The organism is Eximiradius proteiniborus (assembly GCF_058546985.1).
In genome coordinates, this window is sequence record NZ_CM178592.1 from 198046 (window position 1) to 216950 (window position 18905).

Annotated in this window: 17 protein-coding genes; 8 read left to right on the forward strand and 9 right to left on the reverse strand. The window is 34.1% G+C overall.

What is annotated here, in order from left to right; all coding sequences use genetic code 11:
* Positions 1–51 precede the first annotated feature (51 nt).
* The 3 genes from ACY2LT_RS00840 to ACY2LT_RS00850 all read right to left on the reverse strand — a co-directional run bounded on the left by ACY2LT_RS00840 (position 52) and on the right by ACY2LT_RS00850 (position 5542).
* On the reverse strand, positions 52–1038 hold the full coding sequence (locus tag ACY2LT_RS00840) for a Gfo/Idh/MocA family oxidoreductase (protein WP_491815720.1): 987 nt from the start codon (positions 1036–1038) through the stop codon (positions 52–54).
* A 39-nt stretch (positions 1039–1077) separates the two neighbouring features.
* Positions 1078–4626: a multifunctional oxoglutarate decarboxylase/oxoglutarate dehydrogenase thiamine pyrophosphate-binding subunit/dihydrolipoyllysine-residue succinyltransferase subunit gene (locus tag ACY2LT_RS00845; protein ID WP_491815721.1), complete on the reverse strand. Its 3549-nt coding sequence runs from the start codon at positions 4624–4626 to the stop codon at positions 1078–1080.
* Between the two features lie 163 nt (positions 4627–4789).
* Entirely contained in the window at positions 4790–5542 is a 753-nt protein-coding gene (locus tag ACY2LT_RS00850) for a slipin family protein (protein WP_491815723.1), read from the reverse strand.
* A 140-nt stretch (positions 5543–5682) separates the two neighbouring features.
* On the opposite strand from ACY2LT_RS00850, the gene ACY2LT_RS00855 reads away from it, so the two are divergent.
* The 6 genes from ACY2LT_RS00855 to ACY2LT_RS00880 are packed head-to-tail and all read left to right on the forward strand — an operon-like array spanning position 5683 to position 11280.
* Entirely contained in the window at positions 5683–7122 is a 1440-nt protein-coding gene (locus ACY2LT_RS00855; protein ID WP_491815724.1) for a GWxTD domain-containing protein, read from the forward strand.
* Positions 7119–8027 carry a lysophospholipid acyltransferase family protein gene (locus ACY2LT_RS00860; RefSeq protein ID WP_491815726.1) on the forward strand — a complete coding sequence of 303 codons (909 nt, stop codon included), beginning with the start codon at positions 7119–7121 and terminating at the stop codon, positions 8025–8027. Before ACY2LT_RS00855 ends, ACY2LT_RS00860 begins: the two co-directional genes overlap by 4 nt.
* Positions 8020–8337: an MGMT family protein gene (locus ACY2LT_RS00865; protein WP_491815727.1), complete on the forward strand. Its 318-nt coding sequence runs from the start codon at positions 8020–8022 to the stop codon at positions 8335–8337. Before ACY2LT_RS00860 ends, ACY2LT_RS00865 begins: the two co-directional genes overlap by 8 nt.
* Positions 8338–8346: 9 nt before the next feature.
* Positions 8347–8805: a Holliday junction resolvase RuvX gene (gene ruvX, locus ACY2LT_RS00870; protein WP_491815729.1), complete on the forward strand. Its 459-nt coding sequence runs from the start codon at positions 8347–8349 to the stop codon at positions 8803–8805.
* Between the two features lies 1 nt (position 8806).
* Positions 8807–10099 carry a GWxTD domain-containing protein gene (locus ACY2LT_RS00875; RefSeq protein WP_491815730.1) on the forward strand — a complete coding sequence of 431 codons (1293 nt, stop codon included), beginning with the start codon at positions 8807–8809 and terminating at the stop codon, positions 10097–10099.
* A gap of 14 nt (positions 10100–10113) precedes the next feature.
* On the forward strand, positions 10114–11280 hold the full coding sequence (locus tag ACY2LT_RS00880; protein ID WP_491815731.1) for a DegT/DnrJ/EryC1/StrS family aminotransferase: 1167 nt from the start codon (positions 10114–10116) through the stop codon (positions 11278–11280).
* A gap of 66 nt (positions 11281–11346) precedes the next feature.
* Here ACY2LT_RS00880 and ACY2LT_RS00885 read toward each other — a convergent pair whose 3' ends face one another.
* The 6 genes from ACY2LT_RS00885 to ACY2LT_RS00910 all read right to left on the reverse strand — a co-directional run bounded on the left by ACY2LT_RS00885 (position 11347) and on the right by ACY2LT_RS00910 (position 17308).
* On the reverse strand, positions 11347–11859 hold the full coding sequence (locus tag ACY2LT_RS00885) for a ferritin (RefSeq protein WP_491815732.1): 513 nt from the start codon (positions 11857–11859) through the stop codon (positions 11347–11349).
* 57 nt (positions 11860–11916) lie between these two features.
* On the reverse strand, positions 11917–13068 hold the full coding sequence (locus tag ACY2LT_RS00890) for a PP2C family protein-serine/threonine phosphatase (RefSeq protein WP_491815733.1): 1152 nt from the start codon (positions 13066–13068) through the stop codon (positions 11917–11919).
* Positions 13044–14822, reverse strand: a complete 1779-nt coding sequence (locus tag ACY2LT_RS00895) for a [Fe-Fe] hydrogenase large subunit C-terminal domain-containing protein (RefSeq protein WP_491815734.1) — start codon at positions 14820–14822, stop codon at positions 13044–13046. Before ACY2LT_RS00895 ends, ACY2LT_RS00890 begins: the two co-directional genes overlap by 25 nt.
* 89 nt (positions 14823–14911) lie before the next feature.
* Positions 14912–15688 (reverse strand): DUF481 domain-containing protein, encoded by a 777-nt coding sequence (locus tag ACY2LT_RS00900; protein ID WP_491815735.1) that lies wholly within the window; start codon positions 15686–15688, stop codon positions 14912–14914.
* Between the two features lie 124 nt (positions 15689–15812).
* Positions 15813–17114: a DUF6588 family protein gene (locus ACY2LT_RS00905; RefSeq protein ID WP_491815737.1), complete on the reverse strand. Its 1302-nt coding sequence runs from the start codon at positions 17112–17114 to the stop codon at positions 15813–15815.
* Positions 17111–17308 carry a hypothetical protein gene (locus ACY2LT_RS00910; RefSeq protein WP_491815738.1) on the reverse strand — a complete coding sequence of 66 codons (198 nt, stop codon included), beginning with the start codon at positions 17306–17308 and terminating at the stop codon, positions 17111–17113. Before ACY2LT_RS00910 ends, ACY2LT_RS00905 begins: the two co-directional genes overlap by 4 nt.
* 252 nt (positions 17309–17560) lie before the next feature.
* On the opposite strand from ACY2LT_RS00910, the gene lolB1 reads away from it, so the two are divergent.
* Positions 17561–18304 (forward strand): lipoprotein insertase outer membrane protein LolB1, encoded by a 744-nt coding sequence (lolB1, locus tag ACY2LT_RS00915; RefSeq protein ID WP_491815740.1) that lies wholly within the window; start codon positions 17561–17563, stop codon positions 18302–18304.
* Between the two features lie 120 nt (positions 18305–18424).
* Entirely contained in the window at positions 18425–18877 is a 453-nt protein-coding gene (rpsF, locus tag ACY2LT_RS00920; RefSeq protein WP_491815742.1) for a 30S ribosomal protein S6, read from the forward strand.
* Positions 18878–18905 lie beyond the last annotated feature (28 nt).

Consider the following 18905-nt stretch of genomic DNA (forward strand, 5'->3'; position numbering starts at 1 on the left):
AATATTGATTGTGAGAAAAATACTAAATTTAAAATAATCCGTATATTTTTTTTATCTTTGATTTTCAATTTGACGTGATATTTCTTCTGCAAATTTCAGTGCTTTTGCAGCTGAATATGCATCAACAGCAATAGGTTCATTATACTTAATGGCGTTAATAAATGCTTTTTGTTCTTCTTCAATGGCATTTAATTTAGGTACAGATGGTTTTGAATAATATATATTCTGGTTTTTCAGTCCATCTTGTATAGAGCCAAGCAAATGGGCATATTCTGCACTCTCATCTGAAATATTTTCTGACAAGTAAAAATGTTCAACTTCTTGATTGCCGAAATCAATTGAAATATATGCATTTTTCTGAAATATTCTCATTTTTCGCATTGGATGTGCCGAGAGTCTCGACGCAGTCAAATTTGCAACTGCTCCGTTTTCAAATTTTATTCGAGCATTCGCAATATCAATTGTTTCCGTAATTACAGAAACACCTGTTGCGTCAAGCAATTTTATTTCTGACTTTATCAGCCATAAGATTAAATCTATATCGTGAATCATTAAATCGTGAATAACAGACACATCTGTAGCTCTGGGCTTGAACTGACTTAATCTGTGTGCTTCAATGAACAATGGTTCGATACGAGTATCTTTCAATGCTTTTATAGCTGGGTTAAACCTTTCAACGTGTCCTACCTGAATAAGCACATTACTTTTTTCAGCCAGTTCTATCAATTTTGTAGCCTCTTTGTAAGTCGAAGTAATCGGCTTTTCAATAAAACAATGCTTATTGTTCTCAATTGCTAATTTTGCAACATCGTAATGGGTTGTGGTTGGACTTGCAATTGTTACAGCATCCACATTCATAAATAATTCTTCAAGCGAATCAAATGATTTGATTAAATACTCATTTGCAATATTTATTGCTTTATCTTTATCTACATCGTATATCCCGACTAATTCCACTTCAAGGTTATGCTTCCACAATTTTGTGTGAATTGAACCCAAATGACCTGTTCCAATAACTCCAATTTTGATTTTTTGCATTTTAATCCCCGTTTCTTTATTAATAAGATAATATTTCTCTTATTTTTCAAATTTCATTGCTTCTTCAATAATCTTTTCTTGTTCCAAAATATGCTTTTTATGTGAACCCGTAGCAGTTGCAGCAGAAGCACGACGTCCGATATAGCGAAATCTATTCTTCATATCATCAATCATCTCAATAAAAATTGGGTATAAATAGGGGAATGCACCCATATTCTGTGGTTCTTCCTGAACCCATAAAATCTCTTTTGCATTAGAGTAACTATCGATGATATTTTGCAGCAATTCTTTATGCAGCGGATAAAGTTGCTCAATCCTGATAATTGAAATGTTGCTGATATTCCTTTTAATTCTTTCTTCAAAAAGTTCGTAATATATTTTGCCGGTGCACAAAATCAACCTATCAATATTGCTTTTATCAATTATTGTTTCATCATCATAAATATGATGAAACTCACCAAAGATAAATTCATCTCTTTTTGATACTGCAAGCGGATGACGTAACATCGATTTTGGTGTCATTAGTATCATTGGCAATTTATGAGTAAGTAGCAACTGGCGACGCAATGCGTGGAAATAGTTCGAAGGGGTTGTGAAGTTCCCAACAATCATATTTTCATCAGCACATAATTGTAAATACCTTTCTAATCGGGCGCTCGAATGCTCGGATCCCTGTCCATCATAACCATGAGGCAGCAAAACAACCAGATTAGAATTTTGCCCCCATTTTACTTCACCGCAGCTAATATATTGATCAAAAAATGTTTGAGCGTTGTTTGCAAAATCTCCAAATTGTGCTTCCCATACCGTTAAATCACTATCTGCAATAATGCTATAGCCATATTCATATCCAAGTGTCGCTACTTCAGACAACGGACTGTCGAATATCCTCATTCTCCCTTGATTTTTGCGAATATGATTTAAAGGAATGTAAATATCTTCATTGTAATAATCATAGAGAACAGCGTGTCTTTGGCTGAATGTTCCTCGTCTGCTATCTTGTCCGCTAAATCTTACATCTCGTCCCTCAACCAGCAGCGATCCAAACGCCAGAGCTTCTGCCATAGCCCAATCTATTGCTCCATCACTATCAAACACCATCTCGTATCGCTTCTTTAGAAATTGCTTTAATTTCGGGTTCAGATTGAAATTATCAGGAATAGTAGTTATTGCTTCTGTTATCTCTTTAAGTAAATTATCGTGGATAGCCGTAAAATACGGCGAAATTGTTCTGCCTTCCTTCAAGAAAAATTCAAACTTTTTCTGTCCTTTGAAAAACACTCTATTATTATATGCTTCTTCGTATTTTAGCTTAATACTGGATAAATAATTTTCTACATCTTGATTATTAATAACTTTTTCTCTAATGAGTTCATTCTGATAAATTTTTGAAATAGGCGGCATTGACTTTATTTTTTTGTAAAGCAATGGCTGAGTGTATGTAGGTTCATCTCCTTCATTGTGCCCGTATTTGCGATAGCATAATAGGTCTATAATTACATCGCTTTTAAACGCTTCTCTATATTCCATTGCAAAAATCGCTGCTTCAAAAACCGCTTCCGGATCGTTTCCGTTCACGTGCAAAATTGGCGATTGTATCATCTTTGCAATATCAGTGGCATAATAAGTGGAACGAGAGGCGTCCGATGGCGTAGTAAATCCAATTTGATTATTCACGACGATATGAATTGTTCCGCCAACCTTGTATCCTTCCAACTGTGATAAATTTAACGTTTCTGCAACAATTCCCTGGCCAGCAAATGCAGCATCACCATGAATGTTTATCGGTAAGGCTTTAGAATAAGTTCCGTCTTGTATCTTATTATCTATTGCTCTTGCCATTCCGGCAATTACCGGATTAACTAATTCAAGATGACTTGGATTTGGAGAAAGAAGTATCTCCAAAGTATGTCCGTTTTTCCCGGTATATTTTCCTTTGTCGCCTAAATGATATTTTACATCGCCTGCTGCTTGATCCAATTCAGGTGCATAGTCGCCTTCGAATTCATTAAATATTAATTCAGGTTTTTTCTCAACATTATTAACTAATACGTTCAACCGTCCTCTATGTGCCATTCCAATTACTATTGAATTAAGATGATGTTCGGCTGCTTTCTCAAATAGTTGCGAAAGCAGAACTATTAATGTTTCGCCACCTTCCAAAGAAAATCTCTTGTGCCCGATATACTTTGTATGTAAATAATTTTCAAAGAATTCAGCATCTATTAACTTATGTAAAATTTGTATCTTTTCTTCTTTGGAGATTTTTGGTTTTAAACTCTTTGTTTCGAGCTTTGTTTTTATCCATTCTTTTTTGTCCGGAGCCTGAATATGCATAAATTCATATCCAATATGCCCGCAATAAGTACTTCGAAGTATTTCGAAAATTTCCCTGAATGTAAGTTCGTTCTTTTCCCAACTGTCATCAGCGTGAAAATATCTATCTAAATCCCAAATTGTCAGCCCATAATATGCAGGATCTAATTCCGGATAATAATATACTGCTCTTCCTAATGGATTACTTGATGCTAATAAATGTCCCCGCACTCTATAAGCATTAATCATCAGCATTATATGCGCATTTTTCTCAATTTTATCCTCGATATTCAACGGATATGTTTTTTTATTCTCAATATCAGTTTGCCAATGTAGTGGTTCGAAAGGAACATCCAGACTATAAAAGATTTGATAATAAAAATTGTCTTTACCCAACAATAAATTTGAAATGTATGCAAGAAATTCAGCACTTTCGGCACCTTGAATTATTCTGTGGTCGTATGTTGAAGTAATTGTTACGACTTTGGATATTGCCATATCAGTCAATATCGCTGGGTTTACTGCCTGAAACTCTGTTGGATAGTCAATCGAACCGGTTGCAACAATCAAACCCTGTCCTTTCATTAATCTTGGACTTGAGTGCGTTGTTCCAATCATTCCAGGATTTGTTAATGTAACAGTTGTGCCCTCCAAATCGGCTAAATCAAGCTTATTGTTGCGTGCTTTGTCTATTAATAAATCGTATTGCTCAATAAATTCAGAAAATGTGAGCTCTTCCGCATTTTTAATGTTTGGCACAAGTAGCAGACGTGAACCATCTTTGCGTTCCAAATCAATCGCCAAACCTAAATTGATATGTTTCTTTCTGATTTTTGCAGGTTTCCCATCTATTACATCAAAATGTGAGTTCATCTGCGGAAACTTTGTTAACGCTTTTACGATTGCCCAAGCCAAAATGTGAGTAAATGATATTTTCTTTCTCTTTATATTTAATAGATGCTTATTAATGATTTGCCTGTTTTCGTCAAGTAATTTTACCGGAATAGTCCTGACAGATGTAGCAGTAGGAATTTCCAGACTTTTTGCCATATTTTCTGCAATTTTTGCTGATATTGAGGATAATATTTCAATTTCAGCATCTTCTTGGATTTTAGTAGCTTGAATAGGTGCAGTTTCTGGCTTTTCACTTGTTCTTGGTTTGATAATACCTTTTTGTGAAAAGTATTCTTGCCACTCTTTGCTTACTGAATGTGGGTCCCGAAGGTAGTTATAGTATAGTTCTTCAACGAATGCTGAATTTATTTCGCTCATTTTTATCGTAAAATTGTTGAATAAATTAATAATCTCTTAACGTTTTTGTCAATATTACATTGTAGAACATCACTTCTACTAATAATATCAAGTGCAACTTACAAAAAGGCTGTTGTTTTGCAACAACAGCCTTTTAAATTTAGTCTTGAAATAAGTAAAAAAACTATTCCTTCTTTAAATAATTCTCAATAAATGGCTTAATTAAATCAATTGGAATTGGGAAAACAGTGGTCGAATTCTTTTCAGAAGCAATATCGGTGAGCGATTGCAGATAACGCAATTGAAGAGCAACCGGATATTCCTGAATTTGAGCTGCTGCTTCGGTGAGTGTTTTTGCAGCCTGATTTTCTCCTTCTGCACGTATAATTTTTGCGCGGCGTTCACGTTCAGCTTCTGCTTGTTTTGCCATTGCTCGCTGCATCTCTATTGGTAAATCAATTTGTTTCACCTCGACTGATGTTACTTTTACTCCCCACGGTTCTGTGTGTTCATCAATAATTGCTTGAAGTTTCCTGTTAATACTTTCACGCTCAGATAGCAATTCATCCAAATCACTTTGTCCAAGAATACTTCTTAAAGTAGTTTGGGCTATTTGATTGGTTGCGTACAAATAGTTTTCAACTTCAACAATAGCCTTATCTGGATACATTACTCTGAAATATAGAACAGCATTTACTTTGATGGACACATTATCTTTGGTTATCACATCTTGCGATTCGACGTCGAAAGCAATTGTCCGAAGGCTCACTCTCACCATCTTATCGATAAAAGGGATTAATATTATTAATCCTGGTCCCTTCGAACCTATCAACCGTCCTAATCGGAAAACCACTGCTCTTTCATATTCGCGGATTACTTTGATTGATGAACTTATTATTAAGATTATGAATAGCACTAAGACGAAAGTGAATTCCATAACAGTTCTCCAAAAATAAGAAATATTTATATTATACGTCTTTTATATTAAATTAGTTTATTATTTATTGAAAATCATTTTCATTTTAACTAAATTGTATTCAATCGATTTTGTGAAAAATTATTATTGAGATATTCGGGATGAATAAAACTTTTTGTATAATTTCTGTTTTTCTTTTGTGTATAACTTCTTCATTTGCTAATCAAGACAAATTGTCGATTGATATTTCTTCTGCTCAGTTTTATTTAGGCTCAGATTTTTATGAATGGAATCTATATTATTCTTTCGATGAGAGAGATGTAAAATTTGTTTACGAAGATAATTTATTTGTCTCAAAAATTCAGTTTAATATCAAATTTTTCAGTTCATTGGGCTTAGAATTCGAAGACAAATGGATAACAACATACAATGTAAATGAAATTAATCCGGATAGCGATGTAAAATTGTTCGGCGTTCGTTCTTTTCGACTAAAAGAAGGACAATACACAGTAGAATTTTCAGTTACAGATCTCAATCAAAAAAATTATGCGAAATCTGCAAAATTTGATTTATTTATTCGCAAAATGAAAGACGACCGTCTTGAACTTAGCGATATTGTGCTGGCAAACCTAATTCTCAACCAGAAGAATTCCGGAATTTTTGCAAATGAACAATTTTTACGTAATTCTCTGTATGTTTATCCAAATCCATCAGCAGAAATATATGGAAGTTCGCCTTCACTTAAATCTTATTTTGAAATATACAATGCAAATAAAGTTTCTCCTGATGGTGTTCAACTGCATTACTATATATTTGATGGTGCAAATCGCGAAGTCTTTTATTTCCCAAAGCAACTGAAATCATTATTTGATGGAATGGTTGAAACAATCGAAATTCCTCTGGATGCTATTCCTACAGGAGTTTACAATTTAGTTGTAGCTGCAAAGGCAATAAACTCATACGATTCTGTTACCATTTCCAAAAAGTTTTACTTAATTAACCCTGATTTGCCCCCGGTTTTAGAGCTTTCTCGTGGCATCGACCATACTTTCGAGCTTTCAGAATTTGCAACTATGTCCGAAGATCAGTTAAATCAGGAATTTCAACAAGTTCGATTTATTGCCTCAAAAGAAGAAATAGACCAATTCCGCTTGCTTTCTGACCCTACTGCGAAAGCTCGTTTTCTCTTTTCTTTCTGGCAGCGAAGAAACACAGATACAACCTCTTCCATTAATTTAGCCCGGTATAACTATAAGAAAAGAATCGATCAGGCTAATAAATTTTTCTCCTGGGGTGGAAAGCAAAATGGCTGGGATACAGATCGCGGTCGTGCTTTTCTGAAATATGGAGAACCGTCGAACAAAGATTATTTCCCTCAAAGAGGAAATGAACGTGCTTACGAAGTTTGGTTCTATTCAGAGCTTGAAGGTGGTGTTTATTTCTATTTTGTTGATGTTGGAGGTTTTGGTAATTTTCAACAAGTCCATTCTACAAAATCAGGCGAAATATACAATCAAGATTGGTATGAATTATATGTTCCAATTACTAAAGAAAACAGAAAAGATTATCAAATTGATGAGGATATGAGAAAGTATAGATGAGAAAATCAGTTTTAATCGATTATTTTACATATATATTAATGAAAATTCTTGGATGGATTGCTTCCTTGCTTCCACCAAAATTTCGTGGTCATTTGGGGATGTGTATTGGTAACTTTTTATTTTTAATACCAAGCAAAAGGAAAAAAATTGCTCTTTATAATCTTAGAATAGCTTTCCCTGGTAAGTCTTTTGATGAACTTAAAAAAATTGCTCGCAAGTCTTTCCAAAATTTGTCTATTGTATTTATTGAAACTTCCGCTGCTGAATATTTTAGCGAAAAAGATATTACTAAACTTATTAAAATAAACAATATAGAGTTAGTTCCTCAACTTCTAAGTCAAAATAAAGGACTTATCTTTCTTTCTGCTCATTATGGGAATTGGGAATATGCTGCAATTGCTGCTGGGATTTACAGTAAAGTGCCAATAAACGTAATTGTTCAAAAACAGAAAAACAAATTTGTCAATAAATCTATCACGAAAACAAGAACAAAATTTGGGAATAATGTTGTCCCGATGAACAATGCAGCTCGTCAAATTGTCCATGCTATCAGAAAAAATGAAGCCATTGCTATGCTTGTAGATCAATCTGCAAAATTCGGTAAAGATAATTTTATTGATTTTTTTGCTACCCCAGCCCTCACTTATGATGCTCCGGCTGAACTCGCTCTACGTTTTCGCACACCTATCGTTTATGGTTTTGCCTTTCGTAATGATGATTTCACTTATACAATTGATCTAAAGGAACTTGACTTTTCAGACTTATCATATAGCAAGGAAAATATTAAAATTCTTACTCGTCGTCATGTCGAAGCACTTGAAAAACAAATACTTAAAGCCCCGGAACAGTGGGTATGGGAACATAAACGCTGGAAACATTCCGTCGACTACAAAAAAATTGAGTGATGATTTTTATTTCCGTGTTTATGAAGTTATTGCACAAATACCTTATGGTAAGGTTACAACTTATGGTGCAATTGCTCGTGCTTTGGGAATTTCTCGTTCAGCTCGATTAGTCGGAATGGCGTGTGCTGCAGCAGCTGGCAAACTTGATTTGCCTTTTCATCGCGTTGTCAATAGAAACGGTGAGCTAACTGGTAAACACAATTTCCCGACACCCGATTTTATGGAACAAATGCTAATTGCCGAAGGTGTTGAGTTTATTAATGGATGCGTCGACCTCAAAAATTTTTTATGGGAACCAGAAATTTATTAAATTGAATTTATGAATTTAAACGAGCAAGATATTAAAACTAATATTAAGGGAAGCCGAATACTTGGTGTTGATTTCGGACTAAAAAGAGTTGGATTGGCTATATCTGACGAACTCGGTATTACAACTACTCCATTAGAAACGTTGGATTATTCCAAACAAGATTTTTGGGAACGATTGTTAGCAATTATTAATAAACAAAAAGCAAAAGTTTGCGTTGTTGGTGTGCCTTTCTATGGTATACAAACTGAAACCGATATTACTAACGCTTTGAACGTCTTTATCAATTTGCTTCGCAGCAAATCTGGGATGGATGTTTATGTCTTTGATGAAAGTTATTCTTCTCGGAACGCTGTACAGACTATGCTCGCAATTGATAAGCCCAAAAAAAAACGTAGCCAGAAAGGCGAAAAAGATAAAATCGCCGCTGCTCTGATTTTAAGAAATTTTCTTGATTACTACTTAGGGTAATATGACACGCAAATTTATTATTACTGCCGCTCTATTAATAATGCTTATTTTTTCAGATTGTTTCTCTCAACCCGAAAGAAATTTTCCTAATAGAGAACCAGGTAATTTTGTCTTTGACTATTTTGCTCAACCATCTTATACACCTGATAGTGTGGAAATTACTATTTTCTACAAAATTGCCTTTCAGGCTCTTTTATTCAACCAGCAATCAACAGGTTTTTCTACTAATTATCAACTCGAAGTCACGTTCCGTGATGCTAATGGAATAATTCGCCGCAGAGCTAATGTTTTTGACACAATCATTGTTAATACTTTTGATGAAACAAAAGCTATCAATAATTATAAGTTTGGTTTTATCAACCAGAGGCTTCCATTATCAACTTACTTCGTTCAAATTCAACTTTTAGATTTTCGCAATCAAGTTCTTCACAGGAGCAATTTCCAGTTTAGCAAAGATAAACCAGGCAATGTTAAATTCCTCCCAATCTTTACATATAATTCAAAAGAAAAAGAATATGTTTCGCAGGTTGCTAATGGCGTTTCTTTTGCCGCTCCAAATTTTTCTATATATCTACCGGTAATTTTATCAAATCGTAGCGAAAAAATTCGCTATGAAATCACAAAAATTGATGAGAAAGAAGCAATTAATTGGGGTGATTTTTCTCCGATTTCTGATGAAATTGAACCAGTCTCAAATACTTATTTGAGCTTCGAATTAACTGATGCTGGCGTTGCAATTTCAAAAAATAATTCTGATGCTAAAAATCCCTTTTTTGCATTGATTGATAAACCAAACACATTTGTGCCTGGTTCATACAATCTGATTCTTCAGTACGGAGATAGATTGGACACATTTAATTTCAGGGTAGTTTGGGAAAATATTCCTAAATCATTGCGAGACCCTCAATATATGTTACGAGTAATGGAATATATATTAACTGATGACGAAATCCAGCTATTTAGATCATTCAAAAGACGTCAGCTTCCTGAAAAATTATTCGACTACTGGAAGCGCTTAGACCCAACACCAAACACACCGTACAACGAAGCAATGAATGAATACTTTGCTCGCGTTGATTATTCATCTGTTGCTTTTAGAACTCCAGCTCAAAACGATGGTGCTTTAACCGATAGGGGAATGATTTATATTCTTTTCGGACCACCTGATGATATTCGAAGATTTCACCAAAACCATAAATTGCGAGAGCAATGGACATATCGCAGACTGATTAAGGAATACACTTTTGAACAGGTTTCTACTGGCAATTTCCGTCTAATTCAAATTAAAGAATAAATCAAGGAATTATTATGAATGTACCTCTTTTGGATTTAAGACAACAATATCAATCAATCAAACAAGAGATTGAACCAATTCTTCTGAAAATCGCCGAAAGTCAGATGCTTATATTAGGCGAAGAAGTTTCAAAATTAGAAAAATCGCTTGCTGACTATTGTGGAACCAAATATGCAATCGGAGTGTCTTCAGGGACTGATGCTTTGCTTATGGCTTTGATGGCTTTGGGTGTTGGTCCAGACGATGAAGTTATTCTGCCCACTTACTCATTCTTTGCTACCGCTGGTGTAGTTGCACGTTTATTTGCAAAACCTGTGTTCGTTGATAGCGATCCAGTTACTTTTAATATTAACCCATCGTTAATTGAAAATAAAATCACCTCGAAAACAAAAGCAATAATACCTGTTCATCTCTACGGTCAAGCTTGCGAAATGAATGAAATTTTGGAAATAGCAAATAAATACAATATCCCGGTAATCGAAGATGCTGCTCAAGCAATTGGATGTCAATATAAAAATGGTAAGCCTGTGGGCTCTATGGGCACAATAGGCTGTTATTCTTTTTACCCAACTAAAAATTTAGGTGCTTTTGGAGACGGCGGATTAATTGTAACAAATGATGAAATGCTTGCTAAAAAATTATTCCAGATGAGAAATCACGGGATGGAACCAAAATATTATCATAAATTTGTCGGTGGCAATTTCCGTCTTGATGCTATTCAAGCAGCTGTTTTAAATGTGAAATTCCCTTATCTTGAAAGTTGGCACCAGGCGCGCAGAAATAATGCAGAAATTTATTACAATGAATTCATTAATTCAGGACTTGCTGATTGCGTTGGAGCAACTTCTTTTGATGCTCGGAACAAAGTTTTACTACCGAAGCCTATCTACAAAGATACCGGCGTAAAAAATTATCATATCTATAATCAATTTATTATTCGTGTTGAAAAACGTGATGAATTAAGACAATTTCTTTCGGCTCAATCAATTGGGACAGAAATTTATTATCCTGTGCCTTTCCATCGTCAGGAATGCTTCGCTTATCTCGGTTTCGCAGACGAAGAATTCCCGATTGCGAATGCTCTCGCAGGAACTTCTCTGGCTTTGCCTATTTATCCTGAACTCACAGAAGAACAAATTAAATACGTCGTCCAAAAAATCGCTGAATTTATCAACCAATAATATAATAAAAAAAGGAGGCTGATTGTTTTTCAGCCTCCTTTGTTTAGATATTTATTCCCACATATTTTATTCGCCCGGTTGCTTTGGTGCAGATTTCCTTTGTTTTAATTCATTATCGAGGAAGAATAATGCACCTTTCGAATCACCAATAAGTTTCAATCTTTCAACAATTTCACCAGCAGTTGCTTCTTCTTCGACCTGCTCGTCAATAAACCATTGAAGCATGCTCGAAGTCGCATGGTCTTTTTCGCTAAATGCTAAATCTGCAAGTTCATTAATCCATCCGGTAACAAGTTGTTCGTGACGGAGTGCATCTTCGAATGCTGCAAGTGGCGATTCCCATTCTGATGGTGGTGCTGCAATCTGTCCAATTTTTACTTTGCCTCCGCGGTCAATCAAATAATCGAAAAACTTCAATGCATGCATCATTTCTTCTTCTGCTTGAACATGCATCCAGTTTGAAAATCCGTTTAAATTGATTGATGCAAAATACGCAGACATTGCCAAATAAAGATTGGATGAATACATTTCACGAACAATTTGCTGATTAATTGCGTCTTCAATCACTTTCTTAATCATAATATCCTCATAAAATTGTAAAATATTAGTTTCAGACGAAATAATTCAGCAATATTGTTAATCTATTTCTTCAATTACTACAACTTTTCCAAGCTCCCGAAACCTTGCTGCAAGCAAGGGAATGATTTTCTTTCTCGAAAGAAGTCCTTGTTGCACAAAACCAATATTATCAGTTGCCGGATTATACGAAGTGCCAACAAAAAAATTAATTCTATCTGCATTCATCAAATAATCATAAAGTTCTGTTACTGGATTTTGCTCGTCCATCAGTGAACGGTCCTCGTCCAATATATTGTATAATTGATTAAGTGTAACTGCACCTTCGGTTACTAAATCAACACCTTCAATTGAATATTTAGGTGGTGTAAAATGATTGGCAAAAGTGTCATCTATATCAATTCTTTTATTCAGATATTTCGAAACTATGCTTGCGGTTGTCCCTCCACATACAATTTTTGTTCCATCCATTGAGAAGAACTTTCTGCATACCTCGTAATCACGACTTTTATTTATTGGCGGACCAGTCAGCACATTTGCAATTGCTCCAATTCGTGAATATGCCAAAATTGATGTTATATCATCATCATTATTGTTATTGCACAATGAGTATATTTTTGTCTGTAATTGGTGTGGTATTTCATAAAGTTTTCTTCCGTCTGAGAGTATCCCATTAATTATTTTGCAAACCCCCTCGGGTCCAAGTCCCATAGGTAAGCCCCTTCCAATACCTGCTTGTGTAACTCCATCCGACACAAGTAGTAAAGCATCACCAACCGATAGATAACAGTTTGTTTCAGTTATTACAGACTTTTCTACAGTAGTGGATCTGCCTTTCAATACAGTTGCATTACCTTTGGAAATATAAATAGGTGGTGGCATTTCAAAGCTAAGCACCACTCCCAGTCCATCATTTATTATTCTCGCAATTGAAAATACTGCATAAGGCAAGTTCTCACGCGCAGCCTGGTTCATTGTTCTTACCATTGCTGCAAAAGCTTGTCTCAAAGTGAAACCGCACTTTAACAACTCTCGCAAACGCGATACACACATTGTTGCATAAATACTTGCCTTTACACCCGAACCCATCCCATCAGCAAGAATAATTATTGTAGAGTTTTGGTCTCTATCAATAAGCACAACATCGCCACAAGCAGTATTTGTTTTTTTGGTTGCTTGGCTTTTTTCTATCTCGACATATACATATCCCATATCCAGCCTCGCTTATCCTTTTCTGCTTCTACACTTGTTGGGGATTGTTCTTCAGTGATTTTAAGTATGTTTTCTACAAGAGCTTCACCTTGTGCGGTACTCTCGGCTAACAATTTAGCAATATTTTGTGCCATTGAAATTTGATGTGAGAGCAATTGTCGTGCTTCCTTAATCGTTCTCTGCCTTATATCATCAAGTTTGGACTTATCTGCTATATTTTTCGTGATATTTACAAAAATTCCAACAATTTGTTTCTCATTTTTTAGCTCATAAATAATCTGATGGCAAACTATTCCATAATTTTCGTGTTTTTGCGTTAGCTCAATTATATCTTCGTGCTTTGTAGCAATTCTTACAAATGGCTCTGGGTCCATCAAATATGAAATTGGTTTGCCAATAATTGCTTCTGAACACATAAAAAACCGCCTGAATGCAGGATTCATACTTATTATTTTTAAATGTTCATCCACTATTACTATTCCATTTGGGCTTGATTCAATAATCTTATCATTCTTCATTTCTGCTTTTCGACGCATAAATGGTATACACATATCAATTTCTGCCATCCCGTCAAGCACTGCACGAGCCTTTTCTTCGCAAGTATTATACCCACACGACTGACAGTTCAGACGATTCTCTTCAGATGAATTTCCCGTTTTTTCAAGTATTTGTAATAATTCATCTTCTGAATATTGCTTGTTATCTATTGCTACATCTCTATAAAAATTCGTTGTTAAATCTAATCCTTCAATTGGCTTAAACTCTTTATTTGGATACTTCTTGAAGTAATTAAATATTTCTTCTTTCCGTTCGAACATATTTTTTTCAGAAGTGATACCTTTTCCATTAATACATCCGTTCTTACAGAAAAGTGGCTCAAATAATATATTTTCAAAATTGTTCTTTGTAAGATAATCTGCCATTTCTTTTACATCTTCAAAGCCACTTAAAGCAATTACTTTTGTTTGTGCAATATCTGTGTCGTATCCGGATGTTTTCAATAATCCTCCCGATAATGGATAAAGTAAAGCGTTTTGGGGAGCATATTCGTCAAAATCACTTGCTTCAAAATTGGCTAAATTTATTTCTTCATCAGCAAATAATTCATTGAGTTCATCAAAAGTAATTACGTAATCTATATCATCCTGATATTCTTTGCGGTCTGATTCTGCTTTCTTTGCGATACAAGGTCCTATAAATACAATTTTGAACTCCTCACCTAAACGTTTCTTTATGTGCCGTGAATGTGCAATCATTGGGCTGACAGTTTGGGCTAATCTATCGATTAATTCAGGGTGATACTTTTCTATGTAGCTTACAACTGCTGGGCAAGCAGAAGATATTATGCCGTTGCTGCTTTTTTGATTAAATATTTCCTTCGTGATTTGAGATGTATAATATGCTCCGACTGAGGTCTCTGCAATATACGAAAAACCAATTTTTCGAAGTGCCGATGGTATTCGGACGCGTTCCCAACCTTCATAGAAACTTGCAAAAGATGGTGCTATACTTGCTGCGACTTTTTTGCCACTTTTTAATAGTTCCCTCACAAGTTCGACTTCACGTCGATATGTTTTTGCTTTTTGTGGACATTCTGCAATACACGTTCCGCAATGAATACACCGGCTGTCAATTACTGAAGCTTGTCCTTTTTTCATTTCAATTGCTTTTACTGGACAATTCCTTATGCAACGATAACAATCTCGACAGCGAGCTTTATTCGTGAATACTACTTGCAACTCTTTGTCTTTCATTTTAATCACATTTTATTATTGCTACTTAATCAAAATTAAGCAAAAAAAATGTGAAATAAAAGATATTTTTATCGATAAATTTTTATCATTTAGAAGTCTATCTGAATTCCATTCAGTAGATTTAAATCTCGTGGTTTTACTTTTTCAGGAGGTTCGCTATCGTAACGTAATCTTAAACTGGTTCTAAATGTTAAATTTTGATTGAACTTTATATTTAAACTGCTTTCGTTTAATAGACGATAATCTTTGTCGTTCGAAAAACGTGGTTGATAATATGTTATGCTTTTAATTAAAATATTTGGTGAAACATTTACACCCAATGAAAAATAAGATGTAAGTCTGCCAACAGTTGTTTCTTTTGATGGCTTTGTTTTCAACTCTTCATTTTCAATCATCGCACCAAGCCCGACAAAAGTATATATATCAAGTCTTTCAGTTGAATCAATCTTTATTGTTTCATTAATGATTTGTATTCTTGAAGTTAATCCAAATAAATTCCTATCTTTTAATAAAATAAATTCATTGAATTCTTTTTGAACAAACGCTTCACCATACAAAAAAGTAAATATTTCATAACTTGAACGAAGATGAATAAACCCGCGATTTTCTCTTTTTTTAACGGCATCTTCTGCGTAAGCATAACTAACAATCCCAAAATTATGGAATTTGTCTTTAAGCCAGTCAATTCTATATGATGGTCTTACTGTTGTATATTCTGTATTTCCTTTTGTTATGCCTAAATCGACATTTATTTTATGGTAAATGCCATCTTCTGAAAACTCTTTTCGGAATACTTCTGTATTGATTTGCGAAAATAAACTGCTTGCCCAAAAGAATAGTAGTGATATACAAATTGTTTTTTTCATAATAATAAATATCTTAATATTAATCGATTACAATTACTAGTATAAAACAGTAATTATGCTATTTCATTACTCAAATATAAAACCTGTTCAATTAAATTAGTTTTCCAAAAAGAATTATTGAAAGTTAGAATTTATATTGTATTCCAGCTGAAAAAATATTAAATCTACTAATATTATAATCAGCAAAAACTGAAAAATTCCCAATACTTTTGTTCAATCCCAAAGTTGCTTTCCACGAACGGTTAATTAAATTAATCTTTGTAGTTTGTGGTTTTGTATCTCCTGGATAATCAGGTGGCTCTGGAGGCATAATTTTGTTGAGTACTGGATCGTATCTTAGAAGTCCCAACTGCATTTGCGTTTCTACAGGCAAGTAATACTTAAATCTTGCATCAATATCTATATAATCGTATGAGAGACCACCGTACAAATCAATAATATTCTCGAAGGATTTAGAAATATTAATATTTGCATTCCAAATTTGAGCGTTGGCTTTCAAATCCGATTGGGTAACTCCAACTTTGTTTTGTAAATCCGTTCCTTGATAAACGATTTGAATCGCTAAGTCGAAAGGTGAATATTCAAAAATTTCACCCTCGCTTGTTTCAATATATTCTGTGAAATACTGCGATATACTATGCTTAATTCCAAAACCCCAAAAAGCAAATTTCCCAATATATTTTCCTAAGTCAAGTGGTGGAACAACACGAATCAATAACTCAGTGCCATACAGTGAACCAATCTCGATTTGAGGCACTCCTGCAACAATTGTATTAATATTTCCACCTGCGGGTAAAGTGAAAAATGATGGAACTTGCTTCATCACATTCAATAATGTGTCCTTCATTTCTTGTGGAAGATATTGATAGATTACATGATTTTTCACCAGCTCCGTAAGAATAGTATTATCAAGATGAAGCTGTGTTGTATCTTTACCAAGTATCGACGAAGCTTTTTTGGGTGGAACAATCTTCCCGGCTTTGTAGCCGTCGAAAAGCACGGTTTTGAAAAGATAATTAATTAATCCCGCAGTATCTTTTATGTTTATTACTGACTTCGATGGATCAAGAACATTAATGTTAATTGTTCCATAGCGTGTTAGCTTGCTTAACGAGAAACTATCCATCGGAAGCTGCGGAGAATAATATTTATCAGAATTTTTTACAATTCCTGCCATCCCATTTATAGTAATTTTAAAATAAGGTTTATTTACACTTCTTGGAACATATGCTTTAGTGTAAAACCGGGAGTTTGAAGTTGAATTTACTGCCTTGACCATCGGAGATAAGTATGGAACACCATTTAAGTCGAATATATCTTTGCTGAAACTGCGTGCCAGATCAATTGTATATTCGCTTGCTGGTGCTGCCCAAATTGGCAACCCAAAACTTAAAACTGCAAAAAACAATAAAAATAACTTTTTCATCTATTATTTCTCTTAATTTCTTTTTTAATAATAACAAAAAAAGGAATAGCGAACAAGAATATAGGGAGTATCAGATATTGCCATAATGAACTTTCAAAATGACCAACTATCGAAATCACTGCTACTCTGACAAAAATTGCCGATACAGCAATTGCCAATATCCAACTAACAGGAGTTATCAGTTGCTTTTTCATCTATTTTAATAGCCTGTTTTTTATATACAAATACAGGGGAACTGCTATCAGAATTGCAAAACCCAAAAAGAAAAGACTTGATACTATTTTAAAGACAATTCCCAATATATAAAACACTACTCGCACTGCAAGTAATCCACCAATTAAAGCAATTATTGCTATTAAAATTTTTTTAAACATTCTTTCGTCCCTTATTATTTAAATACGACGTATAAACAAAATTATTTATTTAGCACAAATTAACAAAGAATAATGAAAAAAGTAACATGTATTTTACTCTTAATTGCTTTGGTAACTGGTTGTAAAAGTGTAAAATTTGATGAAAAAATTGAAACTGACCAACTCATTAATTTAAATCGGAAAAATATTGACTACCTCAATATTAAAGCAGATTTCAAAGTTGATTTTCCGGATTTCAATCAAAGCTTTACAGCTGATGTAAATATTGCGGGTTATGATTCTCTGAATATGACTATTTACGGTCCATTTGGAATAACTGTCGGACGACTTTATGCCGACATAAAAGATTTTATTTTTTACAATATTTTCGAAAATTCAGTTATTCAAGGTAACTCAGATGCTAAAAGTTTCGAAAAAGCACTAAAAATTAATCTTTCACTGCCAGACCTAATATCAGTTTTTATCAATGAGGTTCTTGGAAATCCAGAATCATATAAAAAATATGAAGATAGAAAAGAAAGTATTGTATATGCCAAACTCGCAGATAATGCAATCGATTTCATTGAATTCTCATCTCATAAAAATGGAATTCTTAGATATCAGCGTAAAGATGAGACAAATCAAAAATTATTTGATGTGCTTTGCGATAACTTTGAAACCACAAAAAATGGAGTATTTGCCAAAGATATTAAAATTTTAATGCCTCAACATGATGGTCAATTAATGATTTCCATAGAGAAAATTAATATCAACCCGAATAAAATTGAACAATTTAAATTCAAAGTTCCCTCTTCTGCTAAAATCATCCAAATGTGAAAAAGAGTAAAGTCTTTTGAAATATTGTTTTGCTAATTACAAGAAAAAATATAAATTTGTAATTCTATAATTAACAATTTGTTAAATAAGCAAGGCTATTATTAAAAAATAGGAGAAAAAATGAGCTTACGCCGTGTTTACGAAACTACTGTAATTATCAATGCCGCACTCGAAGATGCAGACATTGATGCAGTAATCTCCAAAATTACCAGCTACATTGAAAGCCATGGCGGCACTATTTCCCAAATTAACAAATGGGGACGCCGTCGTCTTGCTTATCCGATTAATAAAAAATATAACGGATATTATGTGCATTTGGTTTTCGATAGCGTTCCAAGCGTTCTTCCTGTATTGGAGAGATTTTTAGTTTTAGAAGATACTGTTCTTCGCCATCTTACTCTTGTTCTTCCTGAACGACTTCGTAAGTTGCGCCTCGAAAAAGCATTAGCAGAAGGTAAAACTGGAGAAAACACTACAATTACCTCTGACGAACCTGAAAAGAAAGAGGAAAAAGCTGAAAAAACAGAAAAATCTGAAAAAGAAGTTGCTACTGCTGAACAGACAGCTGAATAATTATTTTGTAATTAATATTTTGGGATAT

What these genes read in the sequence shown, in the direction of transcription:
- lolB1 (WP_491815740.1), top strand. Translation starts at nt 17,561, where the DNA reads ATGAAAAAAGTAACATGTATTTTACTCTTAATTGCTTTGGTAACTGGT.
- ACY2LT_RS00890 (WP_491815733.1), bottom strand. Translation starts at nt 13,068, where the DNA reads ATGGGATATGTATATGTCGAGATAGAAAAAAGCCAAGCAACCAAAAAA.
- ACY2LT_RS00885 (WP_491815732.1), bottom strand. Translation starts at nt 11,859, where the DNA reads ATGATTAAGAAAGTGATTGAAGACGCAATTAATCAGCAAATTGTTCGT.
- ACY2LT_RS00850 (WP_491815723.1), bottom strand. Translation starts at nt 5,542, where the DNA reads ATGGAATTCACTTTCGTCTTAGTGCTATTCATAATCTTAATAATAAGT.
- ACY2LT_RS00845 (WP_491815721.1), bottom strand. Translation starts at nt 4,626, where the DNA reads ATGAGCGAAATAAATTCAGCATTCGTTGAAGAACTATACTATAACTAC.
- ruvX (WP_491815729.1), top strand. Translation starts at nt 8,347, where the DNA reads ATGAATTTAAACGAGCAAGATATTAAAACTAATATTAAGGGAAGCCGA.
- ACY2LT_RS00875 (WP_491815730.1), top strand. Translation starts at nt 8,807, where the DNA reads ATGACACGCAAATTTATTATTACTGCCGCTCTATTAATAATGCTTATT.
- ACY2LT_RS00910 (WP_491815738.1), bottom strand. Translation starts at nt 17,308, where the DNA reads ATGAAAAAGCAACTGATAACTCCTGTTAGTTGGATATTGGCAATTGCT.
- ACY2LT_RS00880 (WP_491815731.1), top strand. Translation starts at nt 10,114, where the DNA reads ATGAATGTACCTCTTTTGGATTTAAGACAACAATATCAATCAATCAAA.
- ACY2LT_RS00860 (WP_491815726.1), top strand. Translation starts at nt 7,119, where the DNA reads ATGAGAAAATCAGTTTTAATCGATTATTTTACATATATATTAATGAAA.
- ACY2LT_RS00855 (WP_491815724.1), top strand. Translation starts at nt 5,683, where the DNA reads ATGAATAAAACTTTTTGTATAATTTCTGTTTTTCTTTTGTGTATAACT.
- ACY2LT_RS00840 (WP_491815720.1), bottom strand. Translation starts at nt 1,038, where the DNA reads ATGCAAAAAATCAAAATTGGAGTTATTGGAACAGGTCATTTGGGTTCA.
- ACY2LT_RS00900 (WP_491815735.1), bottom strand. Translation starts at nt 15,688, where the DNA reads ATGAAAAAAACAATTTGTATATCACTACTATTCTTTTGGGCAAGCAGT.
- ACY2LT_RS00895 (WP_491815734.1), bottom strand. Translation starts at nt 14,822, where the DNA reads ATGAAAGACAAAGAGTTGCAAGTAGTATTCACGAATAAAGCTCGCTGT.
- ACY2LT_RS00905 (WP_491815737.1), bottom strand. Translation starts at nt 17,114, where the DNA reads ATGAAAAAGTTATTTTTATTGTTTTTTGCAGTTTTAAGTTTTGGGTTG.
- rpsF (WP_491815742.1), top strand. Translation starts at nt 18,425, where the DNA reads ATGAGCTTACGCCGTGTTTACGAAACTACTGTAATTATCAATGCCGCA.